Source organism: Rhodococcus oryzae (genome assembly GCF_005049235.1).
Lineage (GTDB): Bacteria > Actinomycetota > Actinomycetes > Mycobacteriales > Mycobacteriaceae > Rhodococcus_G > Rhodococcus_G oryzae.
In genome coordinates, this window is the sequence record NZ_SUMD01000002.1 from 299,147 (window position 1) to 312,479 (window position 13,333).

Genomic DNA, 13,333 nt, shown 5'->3' on the forward strand with positions numbered 1-13,333 from the left:
CAGCGCCTCGCCGAATTCTGCCCCCATCTAGGAGTGTTACGTGATCAACGGCCTGACCATGGATGACTATCCGCTCTCGCTGACCGCGGTGGTCGAGCGAGCCGAGCGATTCCACAGTGGAAAGGATGTCGTCTCACGCCGCCCCGACGGCAGCATCGCCCGGACCACTCTCGGGGCGTGTGCCCGGCGCTCGCGTCGGCTCGCCACCGCGCTGGCCGAACTCGGCGTCGGCGACGGCGACCGGGTTGCCACGCTGCTGTGGAATCAGGCCGAGCACCTCGAGCTGTACTTTGCGGTCCCGGCGATGGGGGCGGTCGTGCACACGCTGAACCCGCGTCTGCACGCCGACGAGCTCGCCTTCATCGTTGGCGACGCACAGGACCGGGTGATCGTCGTCGACGAATCGCTGCTCGATGCGTTCGAAGGCTTCCGCGGTGCTCACCGTTTCGAGCACGTCGTCGTCGTCGCGCACGGCGAGTCGGCACCGGAGGGGATGCTCGACTACGAGGCCCTGATCGACGGGGCCGAGTCGATGGAGTGGCCGGTTCTCGACGAAGGACGCGCCGGCGCAATGTGTTACACGTCCGGCACCACGGGGCGCCCGAAGGGCGTGGTGTACTCGCACCGGGCGCTGGTGCTCCATTCGCTGACCGCGGCACTGCCCGACGCGTTGGGGGTGTCGACGCAGGACACCCTGCTTCCGGTCGTGCCCATGTTCCACGCCAACGCCTGGGGTCTCCCGTACGCGGCCGCGCTGCTCGGCGCGCGGCTGGTCCTGCCCGGGTCGAAGCTGGACCCGGTCAGCGTGCTCGACCTGATCGCTGACGAGAAGGTCACCATGACGGCGGGGGTGCCGACGGTGTGGATGGCGATGCTCGACGCGCTCGACTCCCAACCGCAGCGCTGGGACCTGCGCCACCTCGACCGGCTGATCGTCGGAGGGGCGGCGGTGCCGCGCAGCCTGCTCGAGGGATACGACCGCCACGGTCTGACGGTGGTCCAGGCCTGGGGAATGACAGAGACCGCACCGCTGGGCACCGTCAGCCGGCTCCCCTCGGACCTTGACGAGAGCGAGAAAGACGACCAGTACGCGTTCCGAGCCAGGCAGGGTATCGCGATGCCGTTCGTCGACATCCGAGCCCGCAGTGAGGACGACGGGTTCATCGAGTGGGACGACCTGGCCATGGGCGAGCTCGAGGTGCGCGGGCCGTGGGTGGCGGCCGGCTACCACAACGGCAAGGGCGCCGACAGCTTCACCGATGATGGCTGGTTCCGCACGGGCGACATCGTCCGCATCGACCATCGCGGCTGCATCCGGATCTGCGACCGCTCCAAGGACCTGGTCAAATCCGGGGGCGAGTGGATCTCGTCGGTCGATCTCGAGAACCATCTCATGGCGCACCCGTCGGTGGCGGAGGCCGCGGTGATCGCCGTGCCCGACCCGCGTTGGGGCGAGCGTCCCCTGGCGGTGGTGGTTCTCCGGGATGGCATGGCGGCAGATCCGGAGCCGCTGCGCGAGCATCTGTCGACCGAGTTTGCGCGGTGGCAGCTCCCCGAACGGTTCGAGTTCGTCTCGGCCATTCCGAGAACGGCCACGGGCAAGTTCAAGAAGCTCACTCTGCGCGAGCAGTTTGCGACGGCCGACGGACTCTGACGGTGTCTGCGGCCGGTGGTCGACTGACCGCCGGCCGCCGGTCTGCGAGCATGGTCGAATGGAGCATCCGTCCGCTGAACATGCCTTTGCCACTCTTCTCGGTGAGAGTGCTGTTCCGCTCCTGAAGGAGCAGGGGTTCCGGAAGCGAAAGCTGACTTTCACGCGGGAGCGGGATGGTCTGGTCGACGTCATCAACCTGCAGCGGTCGGCGGGCAACAGCCACGAGTCGATCCGGTTCTACGTCAACTGCGGTGTCTACTCGGTGGAGTTCGACCGGGTCATCGGACGGACACCCCAGCAGCGACCGTCCGAGGTCGACTGCCAGTACCGGCGCCGGATCGAGAGCATCGCGACCGGGATCGGGCCGCACGTGACCATGCACGCCGACACCGACGTTCCCGCGGCCGCCGACGAGCTCCGCGCGGCACTCACCAGTGCGCTGGCGGTGATGGGTCAGCTTCGCGGCCCCGACGACATCGCTCGGTCCGTGGGGTCTGACATCGACTTCGACGTCCTCCGCTATCGACTCGCCACCCGCGACGAGTCCGGTGCACGCGAGCAGTACATCAGAGCGCGGTCCCGTTTCGGTGCGGAGGACCGCTGGCCGCGCCTCGAGGAGCAGTTCCGAAAAGCGGCGGACTTCTACGACGTAGCCATCCTCGACCGCGAACCAAGGTAGGGAGCGGTCGTGGCCCGGCCCGGATCGAACGATCGTGGGCCGGGCCGGGATTCGCAGGCACGCCGGCGGATCCGGAATGGTCACGCGACCAGCGCATGCTCCCGCGCACCCTGGCTAGGCCAGCGCCGGTGCTCGGCGTCGATGACGTACACGTGGGTGTGCCGGTAGAGACGCTCGCCCACGCGGGCGGCGTCGGTCAGTCGGGCGGCGTCGATGGTCCCGGCCTCGTGCAGGTGGGTGATCTCCGCCGGGTCATGACGCGGCCACATCCGCACGGCCACCGTGATCCCGATGCCTGCGATCACGGCCAGCGTCATCCAGGTGGTGGTGAGACCGGCGGCGGTCAGCCACCCTGCGATCGGGTAGGTGAGCAGCCAGGCCAGGTGCGACAGCGAGAATTGGGCGGCGAAGAGTGCGGGCCGGTCGGCGGATTGCGACGAGCGCCGCAGTACCTGCCCGGTCGGGGTGAGCACCGCCGCGGTACCCGCGCCGACCACGGCCCACACCGCGATCGCCCCGCCCCAGCGCCAGTCGCCCGCATCGACGGCCGACAGGGCGACGGCTGCTCCGAGTCCGGCGATCAGGGTGGCGGCACCGGTAAGCATCACGGGCCGGGCGCCGAGCCGGTCGAGGAACCGCGGTAGCGACAGCGCGACGATCATCGTGCCGACCCCATTGGCGGCCAAGAGCATTGCTACTCCCGACTGGGTACCGTCGAGCGTGTCACGGACGTAGTTGACGGTGTTGACCATGATCACCGAACCAGCGGCGGCGACCACCAGGTTCAGGCCGAGTAGGCCGCGTAGCCGCGGCGTGGCGGCGAAGATCCGCATGCCCACCGCGATCCGGTCCCGGAACGTGTCCGCGTTGGCGGAACGGGCGTTCGGGATGCGGGTCGCGATCACCAGGGCGGCCGATACCGCGAATCCGACTGCGGTGCCGACGAACAACCAATGGAAGCTGATCAGGGTCAGGGCCGCCGCGGCCAGCATCGGGCTCAGCAGGGTCTCCATCGTCGCGGCGAGCTGCGCGGCCGACAGCGCCCTGGTGTACTCGCGCTCGTCCGGCAGGATGTCGGGGATGATCGCCTGGTAGGTGGGGGTGTACGCGGCCGAGGCGGTTTGCAGCACCGCGATCAGTGCGTAGATCTGCCAGATCTCGTCGATGAACGGCAGTGCCAGCACTACGGCGGCGCGAATCAGGTTGAGCCCGAACAGGAACAGCCTGCGTGGGAAGCGGTCGGCGTGGGCGGCGACGATCGGCGCCACCGTGACGTACACGAACATCTTGATCGTCAGCGCGGTGCCCAGCACGGCGGCCGCGTCGGCACCGGCGAGCTCATAGGAGAGCAGTCCCAGTGCGACGGTGGTCAAACCCGTACCGAACAGGGCCGACACCTGGGCGGTGAACAGTCGCAGGTAGTCGCGGTTGGTGAACAGAGATGTGATCAACGGCTTTCGCATCGCGAACACTTTCTTCGAATGTGTGAAATGAGCGGGGTGGGTCACGGGTTCGTCGACAACTGCAGGTGTACATGGGTCCTCCTCCGGGGATGGTGCTTCAGTGCTGGTGGGCGGTGGCCCCGAGGGTGAACGCCGCGGTGCGGACGGTGTCGCCGTGCTTGAAATCGAGGAAGAGTCGGTAGGTCCCGGGGCCGGGTACCGCCGTGTGGAAGGTGATGTCGGGGCCGGAGGCCGTGACCCCATCGCCGGGTTCGCCGTTCGGGTGAACGTGGATGTAGGCCAGGTCGCCGGCTCGGAGCACCACCAGGTGGCCAAAGGCGGCCAGGTAGGGCTGCAGATCGGTGACCGGCCGGCCGTCCTTGCACACGGTGAGTGTCAGCAGTTCACCGTCTCCGGGAGCGAGATCCCCGTCGAGGACGACCTCGTAGCCGTCGACGACCGCGGTGCGGGTCTGGCCCGGCGTCGGTCGCGGATCGTAGGCGCCCGAGACGGCGAGATCCGCGCCCAGGGTGATCGTTCGCCCGAGCAGGGTGGGCGAGATGTCGGTGAACACGCGGTAGGACCCAGCCTCCAGCAGGTTCAGTCGAACCGACCAGGTGCCGTCGGCAGCGAGTTCGGGGTGCACGTGCCAGAACCCGGTCAGCTCGCGCTGCACCACGATCAGGTGCAGGTCCCGATCGTGGATCGGGGTGTAGTCGGTGACCGGTCGACCGTCCGGGCCGAGGATGCGGAACCGGAAGTCGACGTCGCCCCGGCCGACGATGGTCTCGGCGAGGTCGAGTGTGTATCCGTCCTGCGTGATCTGGAGACCTCCCGGTGCGCTCGCGCCATGGGCGTGGTGCGCGGCGGGGGTGTGGTGTGCGTGGGCGGTGTGGTCGCCCTCACCGTGACCTGCGTGTACCGCGGCCGCCGGGTGCCCTTGGTGGTGATGAGCAGTGTGATCGGTATGTGCGGCCTGGTGGTTGCCATGCGTGTGGGTGTTCATGTCTCGGCCTCTCGTCGTGTGGTGTTCCCGTCGACCGAGATAATACCCACTGGGGGTATGTGCAAGGTGGCAAAATATGGTGCGGGTCACATGCGGTGCCCGCCGGATCGTGGATCGGAGCCGGCCGGATGGGGTGAGCCCGGCAACCGCAACTCCGCTCCGCCTCGAATCGGGGCGGAGCGGATCAGCGGTGTCACCAGCTACGTGCCCCGCCCGGGTGTGGGTGCCCGCCCAACGAGGCGGTGATCACCGCCACCGGCGTTCGCGACGCGTACAGGTTGGCGCGTTCCTGCGGGGTCAGGTTGCGCTGTCCCCACAGCCGGTTCGCCGCGCGTCGAATCGTGTGCAGCATCGCGGACTCGCGTGCCGACGAAATAGGTTGCGTGATAACAAAAGCCACGGTTTTCTCCTGTCTGAGGAGCCGGTCCCATGGCAGAGACGATGCAGGTCCGTCGAGTTGACGCCGTGCCGGAACTCAGCCGAGGCAACTGGAGTGCTCACGACGAGGCCGGGATCGGGCTACCGAGGCGTCAGGTCGCAGAATGCCGATGCTGCGCCGGGGCCGGTTCGGAACGAAATGAAAGTCCTACACGGATACGGACTATCGCTGATACTCACTGCGTTCCTCACCTCCTCGCAGACAGGACGCACGCGGGCGTCGACTCGCACACGGGGAGGGCGCCGGGACGACAACTGTCCCGGTCGGGCACCCCTCTCGTCAGAGCTTCGGCACTGCACGACGTGTCCCGATACGATCGGGAAGCCACTTTGGATAGACCCTTAATCCGGGAATACCTGTCCTGACCTTGGGCGTCTGTCGACGTCGTCAGATCAGTGGCCTGTGTTCATGCAGGAGCCTCGCCTAGCGAGGTGCTTACGCCGACCATGGTGCCGACACCCGCGATATATGTCAAACCGCAAGGGCGATGGCACACCAAGATCATTCCGATAGCGGAAATTATTGCTGGGAAATGCATTTCGCTTCGTGGCAACCCAATTCTGCAGTTGGACAACAGCATTTGGATCTCCGCAGTGGCTAATGCGCGCTCCGGCGCATCGTGGAGGGCGGTGATCAGTGGATGCAGGTTGACATCCGCCGCTCGCAATGATTGCCTGTCGGCGCAGCACCTCGTTAGGTGAGGCGTCTGCACGAACACAGGCCACTGATCTCACGACGTCGAGAGACGCCCAAGGTCAGGACAGGTCTCCCCGGCTTAAGGGGTGACCCAAAGTGGCTTCCCGCAGTGGTGTGGGACACGTCGTGCAGTGCCAAAACTCGTACGTGGGGGTGTCGAATTCGGCAGGGCAACTCGTTCGTGTCGGTATTCACACGCGGTCGCGTCGCGGCCTCGATCCTGTCCTTCTGTGCTGTGGACACACCATTGCGGAGCTTCGTCCCCCCTGGACGTGCCCGCATCCGAACCCGGGAGGTGACCACCGTGGACGAACCGCCGAGTCGATATCCGGCCTCGCCCGGATTCCTCACCGCCGGTGTCCATCGCGCCCGCTAGCCGCGGACACCGTCGGACCCTTTCGTGCGCGGCAACTTGCCGCGATCATTCTCGCGACAGTCACAGTCGCAGAGCTTATTTCGTCGTGCCCGGGCATTAGCGAGTTCGTGTGCGACCGAGAGATCTGTCATGTCGAAAACAAGTGTCGCGGCACCTCCGGGGCGTCCGGGCAAGGCCGCCAAACGAAATGGTCAGTCTGTTCTCCCGGACCGTCAGATGGCGGAGCTCGCCGGATTCACCCGGCTGCGTCACCCGGGCGTCTACGCCGAACTACACACCACTCCAAAGGGATTGAGATCGGATCAGATCGATCCGCTGCGCCGAAGGCACGGCAGCAACGAGGTCCGACACGACCGACCGGCACCCGCAATAGTGCAGTTCCTCGCCACCTTCAAGAATCCGTTCATCTCGATCCTGCTGTTCATCGGCGTGATCATGTACATCACCGAGGTCTATCTGGCCGACCCGGAAGAGGGTCCCGACTACATGGGGATCAGCACGGTCGGCGCGATGATCCTGATCAGCGTGTCGTTGCGGTTCTGGCAGGAGTACCGGTCCGGGCGGGCCTCGGAGGCGCTCAAGGCGATGGTGAGCACCACGGTGTCCACCACCCGGCAGATGGGCGACACGGTGGTGACCGCCGAGATCCCCATCGAGCAGTTGGTGCCGGGGGACGTCGTCCAGCTCGCGGCCGGCGACATGATCCCCGCGGACATGCGAGTCGTGCGCGCCAAGGACCTGCAGGTCAACCAGGCGATGCTCACCGGCGAGTCGATGTCAGCGGAGAAGACGGGCGACCCCGTGGCCCGCCTCGAACCCGATCGGATCCTCGAGGCCGGAAACCTGGCATTCATGGGCACCTCGGTGGTGTCCGGATCGGGGACCGCGGTCGTGGTCCACACCGGGGACGACACCTACTTCGGTGCGATGACCGAGGGGTTGGGCACGTCTCGTCCCGAGACCAGCTTCGACATCGGGGTGAAGAAGGTCAGCTTCTTGCTGATCCGCTTCATGGTCATCATGGTGCCCGCGGTATTCATCATCAACGGACTCACCAAGGACTGGAGCCAGGCGCTGCTGTTCGGCGTCGCGACCGCGGTCGGGCTGACGCCGGAGATGCTTCCGCTGATCGTCACCGCCAATCTTGCCAAGGGCGCGCTTTACATGTCCCGGCACAAGGTGATCATTAAGCAGCTCAATGCTATTCAGAACTTCGGTGCGATGGACGTGCTGTGCACGGACAAGACTGGAACACTCACCGAGGACCGAATCGTGCTGGAGGAGCACCTGGACACGGCCGGCAGGCTCAGCGCCGACACGCTGCGTCTGGCCACGATGAACTCGGTGTTCCAGACCGGGCTGCGCAACCTCCTCGATGGCGCCGTCGTCGAGGCCGCTGGCCCGGACCTGGTCGAGCGTATCCGCCGCGAGCACGGCCTGGTCGACGAGATCCCGTTCGACTTCGCTCGCCGGCGGATGTCTGTGGTCGTCAACGACGGCGACGCCGACCTGATCATCATGAAGGGTGCCGTCGAGGAGGTGCTCTCCGTGTGCACCTCGGTCGAGATGAACGGCGTAACCCACCAGCTGACGCCGGGCCTGCTCTCGGCCCTCGACCGGCTCGTCGCCGAGCAGAACGGGCTCGGCAAGCGGGTCCTGGCTCTCGCCACCCGGCGTCTGCCGGCTGCCCCGGGCGATACCAGGCGCGACTACTCGACGGCGGACGAGACCGAGATGATGATCGTCGGTTTCCTGACGTTCCTCGACCCGCCGAAGGACTCGGCCGCCGCCGCGATCGAAGCGCTTCGAGCCCACGGGACCGCGGTGAAGGTGATCACCGGCGACAACGAGCTGGTCGCCGAGACCGTCTGCGGAAAGGTAGGTCTCGATGTCGGATCCATCGTCACCGGCGCCGAGATCGATCGATTGGATGATGACGGCCTCGATGCGATCGTCGGAGAGACCACGGTCTTCGCGAAGACCAACCCGCTTCAGAAGGCACGGATCGTGGACGCGCTCAAGCGGAATGGGCACACGGTCGGATTCCTCGGCGACGGGGTCAATGACGCACCGGCCCTTCGCACCGCGGACGTCGGCATCTCGGTGGACACCGCCGCCGACATCGCCCGCGAGTCGGCCGACATCATCCTGCTCGAGAAGGACCTCGGTGTGCTCGAGCGTGGTGTGGTCGAGGGGCGCCGCACCTTCGGCAACATCCTCAAGTACATCAAGATGACGGCCAGCTCGAACTTCGGCAACATGTTCTCGGTCCTCGTCGCGAGCGCACTGCTTCCGTTCATCCCGATGATCCCGGCAGTGCTGTTGGTCCAGAACCTCGTCTACGACATGGCGATGCTGACGATCCCGTGGGACAAGGTGGACCGCGATTTCGTCGAGAAGCCGCGCAAGTGGGAGACCCGCAGCCTGACCAGGTTCATGGTCATCATCGGTCCCATCAGTTCGATCTTCGACATCACCACGTTCGCACTGATGTGGTTCGTCTTCGCCGCGAACACCCCCGAGCAGGCCGCCTTGTTCCAGTCCGGATGGTTCATCGAATCCATCATCTCGCAGACGCTGATCGTGCACATCATCCGCACGGGGCGGATTCCGTTCATCCAGTCGAGGGCATCTCTGCCGGTTTTGATCTCGACCGGGCTCGTCTGCGTCTTCGGATTGGTGTTCCCGTTCATCGGATGGGGTCAGGCGCTGGGCCTGGTTCCGCTGCCGTGGTCCTACTTCCCGTGGCTGATTCTGACGCTGACCGCGTACTGCGTGCTCACCCAGGGCGTCAAGGTCTGGTTCATCCGTCGCTTCGGCGGCTGGCTATGAGCCGCAACGGCCGTCGTGCCAACCCGACGCCCACGACTGTCCCACCAATGTCCGTTCTGCGGACCGTCAAGAGGAAATCCATGAACACGAACAACTCTCGTACACGCCGACTAGCCCACCGGGCAGGCGTCGGTGCCACCGCAGCCATCGCGATCGGACTGATGTCCACCGGTGCCGCCCATGCCGACACCTTCGTTCCGCTGCCCGACGGGCAGAAGGCAGGTCCGGGAGCGGTGCTGACCCGGACCGAGGAGAGCGCCCTGATCTCCCCGTCGCTCGCCGCCAATGGCGCGGGCCGCACCGCGTGGGTCTCGGGCACGGTCACCGCCGATGTCACCGGCGCCCCGGATGACGGCGAGGCCGGGCCCTCGAACGGTGCGACGAACGAGAAGGGCACCAACAACTCGTCCACGCACGGCGTCTCCCGTGTCAGCACCGGCTATATCGTCGGCTGCCAGGTCGACATCACCGGCCTCGGCGGCTCCATCGGCGCAGGCGTCGACCTCTCGGGCCCGTCCGTCTCGGGTTCGCTGACCGTGCCGGTATCCGCCGGCCAGGTCACCTTCGTGAACGTTGCTGGCAAGGACATCACGGGCAACGGCACCTACTCGGTGCAGTACCAGGACACCCAGATCGAGATCCAGAACTGCGGTGGCTTCGCTCAGGCCCGTTCTTACACGGTGCTCGAGATCGTCGGTAACGACTACTCCAAGACCACCCTGTACGGCCAGCCCTTCAGCATCGGATAGCGGCATCGCGCACAGTCCACACCCGAAATCTGAAACATCTACCTGCAAAGAGGAATTCATGACGCACGTCAAGTCCAGCCCGCGCCACGGGCTGCGGATCGCCACCACCGGGGCCGCCGCCGCCGTCGCACTGAGCTTCTGCTCCATCGGTGCCGCCAATGCCGACACCGTCATCCCGTTGCCCGGCGGCACGATCACCAAGACCCTCGCGGACGGCACCGAGGTGACCGTCACCATGACCGGCGAGTCCGCGACGGTGTCGCCGTCGATGGGGTCTACTCCCCTGCACCGCAACGTGTGGGTCTCCGGCTCGGCGAAGGTCGAGATCTCCGGCGGCTCCGGTGCCGAGGGCGGCTCCATCGAGCCCGGCTACATCGTGGGCTGCCAGCTGACCCTCGGCGGCGAGACCGGAGCGGACGCCGGTATCGGGGCCGAGTGGAAGGGCGCTGCCGAACCCACTGCCGGCGGTGCGGGCACCGTCTCGATCGGTCCCGGCGAGGCTGCGAGCTTCCCGATCCTCGACCTCGAGTCCGCCGACGACTTCGGCGGCGAGTCGCACTCCGGGGAACACTCCTTCGAGGGCGACTCCGGCAGCGTCACGTGGGCCGACTCCACCATGGGCGTCGACGGCTGCGCCGGCTACGCGCAGGCCCGCTCCTACGTCAACGTCACCGTCGACACCGAGAACGTCATGAGCACCGTCACCCTCTGGGGACAGCCCTTCAGCATCGGCTGACCGAACGGCGGGTTGCGAACACGGCCCCGGGGCGGGAGGTGATGCCGCCTTTACCCTGGGGCCGTGTGCTCAACCAAATAGAGAGTGCTCCAACGATTCTGGAGTGCAGTCGGTCTTCGCGTCGAGATGGCGCCCCCCGGACGGAATCGTATTCGGCTAGCATCGGGAGCATGCGCAGCGACCTGATGAAGAACGCGGAACGTAGTGGTGAGCCGGGGACTTTCGTGCTCCAGAACTCGCGAATGCTGAAGGTGGACCTGGCCGGAACCGGTGGGCACTTCCTCGCCCGTCAGGGGTCGATGGTCGCCTACCAGGGTGATGTCGACTTCGCCTATCAGGGCAGCGGCGGCCTCGGGAAACTGTTCAAGAAGGCACTCACCGGCGAGGGCATGTCGCTGATGAAGGTGTCCGGCAGCGGCGACGTCTTCCTCGCCCGCGACGCCGACGAGATCTTCCTGCTCGAACTCGAGGACGAGTCGGTGACCGTCAACGGGACGAATGTCCTCGCCTTCGAGAGCTCACTGAGCTGGGACATCAATCGGGTCGAGGGTGCGTCGATGCTCAGCGGCGGGTTGTTCAACACAACCTTCAGTGGGCGCGGTGTGCTTGCGATCAACGTCTACGGCACGCCTGTGGTGCTGAACGTGGACACCCCCACGTTTGTCGACATGCAGAGCGCGGTGGTGTGGTCGACCGGGCTGCAGTCGACCATCCGCAAGACCGCGAAGATGTCCGCAGCGATCGGGCGCGGTTCGGGTGAGGCGTACCAGTTGTGTCTCACCGGCAACGGATTCGTCGTTGTTCAGGCGTCCGAGGGTCACCCCATCCCGCAGCACTGACCCGGACCTCCCGGTCGGCCGTGGCTCCGTACCGACCGGGAGATCGTGCTCAGGCCGCATATCCCAGCGCAGCGGCGACGAGCACCGGCGCCAGGTACAGCAGCGGGAACGGGATGTGCGCGTACGAGCGCGCCCGGACCACAGTGATGACCGCCCCCGTGAAGTACAGGAAAAGGCCGATCGTGGCCACGACGCCGACCGCCGGTACGAACAGGCCGACCAGCAGGCCCGCCGCCCCGGCCGCCTTGGCGGCACCGAGCCACGGCCACCACGACTGCGGGACGCCGTAGTCGGTCAGGGCTTCCACGACCCATCCGGCGCGGAAGAAGACGGCGGCCGCCGAGTAGCCGACCCATGCTGCGGCCAGGATGGTGACGATGACATAGGCGGTGTTCATCGGAATTGTCTCCTCATCGGGTTCGAATGGATTCACCACCATGACGGCCGCCACGTCGAGAATGTGACAGCCCGCGATCAACGAATTTCCAGGAGTCGACCGGCCATGAAGATGATCGCCGTCCCCGCGGGGGACGTCACCCTCTCGGATCGGCGGACCAGCCGCAGCTGGCGCGTCGATGTCGGGGCCTTCGAGATCGCCGCAACCCCCGTGACCCAGGGCGAATACGCCGAGGTCACCGGCGAGTGGCCCGGGTCGACTCGGGGTGCGCGTCTGCCGGTCGAGGGTGTGTCGTGGTGGGACGCGATCACGTTCTGCAACAACATGTCCGAGCAGGCCGGCCTCGCCGGCGCCTATCGCATTGTCGGTGACGACGTCACCTGGGACACAACAGTCGACGGGTACCGGCTGCCGACCGAGGCCGAGTGGGAACGTGCCAGCCGGGCCGGGACGACCGGTCCCCGGCACGGACCCCTCGACGAGATCGCCTGGTATCGACAGAATTCCGACGGCGGGCCGCACGAGGTGGGTGGGAAGCAGCCGAACGCGTGGGGACTGCACGACACCCTGGGCAATGTCTGGGAATGGTGCTGGGACCTCTACGACCCCGAGGTGTACGGCACGTATCGGGTGCTGCGCGGAGGCGGCTGGTTCGACGACCACTGGAGCTGCCGGGCGTCAGCCCGGCGGCGCAGCCACCCGACCTACCGGATCGACGACGTCGGGTTCCGCGTCGCCCGCGGATAGCCGCAACCGCCAACCTGGAGCATCCTCGACGGAACTATCGACTCACGCCTGCCCGGGCTTGAGTACGATGAACAGGCCGTGTGCCTCGGCGCAGAGCCGGTCGCCGTCGTGCATGGTGGCGCGCACGTAGACCTTGCGACCGTCCTGGCGCTCGGCCCAGGCGCGGACCGTCAACTCGGTGTTGAGCGGGGTGACGGATCGGTAGTCCACGGTGAGGGACGCGGTCCTGGTCACCGACCCCGCGTGCATCGCGGCAGCCATGCCGAGCAGGTCGTCGAAACCGACGGCCACCTGCCCGCCGTGCGCGGCATTGTTGCCACCGAGGTGATAGGTGCGGAAGGTGATGCGGGCGTCGACGCCGCTCGCATCGGCGTGATCGATCATGAAGGGCGGGAGGGTGATGTTCCCGCGACCGGGCAGATCGAACCGGGTCCACGTCGGCGCTGACCACTCGTTCACGACGGCGGCGTCCAGCTTGTCATTGAGTTGCTTGAGCACGCCGATCGTCTCCAGCGCCAGCTCGTCGGAGGGGCTGGCCAGCCGCGCGCGATCCATCAGGCCGCGCACCTGCTCGATGAACTCGCCGTAGTGCGGTCCACCCCGGGTGATGTCGGCGCCCTGTTCCTCGCGGGCGTTGATCAGCTCGGACATCGGCCGGAACCCGCCCTCGTGATGCTCTTGATCGGGTAGCGAGTCGCCGACCTGCTGTTCGTTCATGAGAACACGTTATCGGTTGGCGGC

Annotated in this window: 12 protein-coding genes and 2 riboswitches; of the genes, 7 read left to right on the plus strand and 5 right to left on the minus strand. The window is 66.5% G+C overall.

Going from position 1 to position 13,333, the window contains the following annotated elements; all coding sequences use genetic code 11:
• Positions 1-40: 40 nt before the first annotated feature.
• Positions 41-1,654: a long-chain fatty acid--CoA ligase gene (locus FCG67_RS04785; protein WP_246044847.1), complete on the plus strand. Its 1,614-nt coding sequence runs from the start codon at positions 41-43 to the stop codon at positions 1,652-1,654.
• A gap of 58 nt (positions 1,655-1,712) precedes the next feature.
• On the plus strand, positions 1,713-2,333 hold the full coding sequence (locus FCG67_RS04790) for a DUF4304 domain-containing protein (protein WP_136907601.1): 621 nt from the start codon (positions 1,713-1,715) through the stop codon (positions 2,331-2,333).
• Between the two features lie 80 nt (positions 2,334-2,413).
• On the opposite strand, the gene FCG67_RS04795 is transcribed toward FCG67_RS04790, so the two are convergent.
• From FCG67_RS04795 to FCG67_RS24885, 3 genes are all read right to left on the minus strand, one after another.
• Complete coding sequence (locus FCG67_RS04795; RefSeq protein WP_136907603.1) at positions 2,414-3,796, minus strand: MFS transporter; 1,383 nt, start codon at positions 3,794-3,796, stop codon at positions 2,414-2,416.
• A gap of 97 nt (positions 3,797-3,893) precedes the next feature.
• Positions 3,894-4,781: a hypothetical protein gene (locus FCG67_RS04800; RefSeq protein WP_136907605.1), complete on the minus strand. Its 888-nt coding sequence runs from the start codon at positions 4,779-4,781 to the stop codon at positions 3,894-3,896.
• Between the two features lie 193 nt (positions 4,782-4,974).
• Complete coding sequence (locus FCG67_RS24885; protein ID WP_169310443.1) at positions 4,975-5,133, minus strand: hypothetical protein; 159 nt, start codon at positions 5,131-5,133, stop codon at positions 4,975-4,977.
• Between the two features lie 351 nt (positions 5,134-5,484).
• A riboswitch (M-box (ykoK) riboswitch) is annotated at positions 5,485-5,658 on the minus strand.
• Positions 5,659-5,902: 244 nt separating this feature from the next.
• Positions 5,903-6,076: riboswitch (M-box (ykoK) riboswitch) on the plus strand.
• A gap of 432 nt (positions 6,077-6,508) precedes the next feature.
• On the opposite strand from FCG67_RS24885, the gene mgtA reads away from it, so the two are divergent.
• The 4 genes from mgtA (at position 6,509) to FCG67_RS04820 (ending at position 11,448) form a co-directional block, all read left to right on the plus strand.
• Positions 6,509-9,124 carry a magnesium-translocating P-type ATPase gene (mgtA, locus tag FCG67_RS04805; protein ID WP_246044848.1) on the plus strand — a complete coding sequence of 872 codons (2,616 nt, stop codon included), beginning with the start codon at positions 6,509-6,511 and terminating at the stop codon, positions 9,122-9,124.
• Between the two features lie 80 nt (positions 9,125-9,204).
• Positions 9,205-9,873, plus strand: coding sequence for an MspA family porin (locus FCG67_RS04810; protein ID WP_136907609.1), 669 nt, complete (start codon positions 9,205-9,207; stop codon positions 9,871-9,873).
• Positions 9,874-9,931: 58 nt separating this feature from the next.
• Positions 9,932-10,609 carry an MspA family porin gene (locus tag FCG67_RS04815; RefSeq protein WP_136907611.1) on the plus strand — a complete coding sequence of 226 codons (678 nt, stop codon included), beginning with the start codon at positions 9,932-9,934 and terminating at the stop codon, positions 10,607-10,609.
• A gap of 170 nt (positions 10,610-10,779) precedes the next feature.
• Complete coding sequence (locus FCG67_RS04820) at positions 10,780-11,448, plus strand: AIM24 family protein (RefSeq protein ID WP_077040034.1); 669 nt, start codon at positions 10,780-10,782, stop codon at positions 11,446-11,448.
• A 49-nt stretch (positions 11,449-11,497) separates the two neighbouring features.
• Here the strand turns inward: FCG67_RS04820 and FCG67_RS04825 are convergent, their stop codons facing one another.
• Entirely contained in the window at positions 11,498-11,845 is a 348-nt protein-coding gene (locus FCG67_RS04825; RefSeq protein ID WP_136907613.1) for a DoxX family protein, read from the minus strand.
• 111 nt (positions 11,846-11,956) lie between these two features.
• Here FCG67_RS04825 and FCG67_RS04830 point away from each other — a divergent pair, with 111 nt between their 5' ends.
• Positions 11,957-12,592 carry a formylglycine-generating enzyme family protein gene (locus FCG67_RS04830; RefSeq protein ID WP_136908087.1) on the plus strand — a complete coding sequence of 212 codons (636 nt, stop codon included), beginning with the start codon at positions 11,957-11,959 and terminating at the stop codon, positions 12,590-12,592.
• Between the two features lie 42 nt (positions 12,593-12,634).
• Here the strand turns inward: FCG67_RS04830 and FCG67_RS04835 are convergent, their stop codons facing one another.
• Positions 12,635-13,309: a PaaI family thioesterase gene (locus FCG67_RS04835; RefSeq protein ID WP_136907615.1), complete on the minus strand. Its 675-nt coding sequence runs from the start codon at positions 13,307-13,309 to the stop codon at positions 12,635-12,637.
• Positions 13,310-13,333 lie beyond the last annotated feature (24 nt).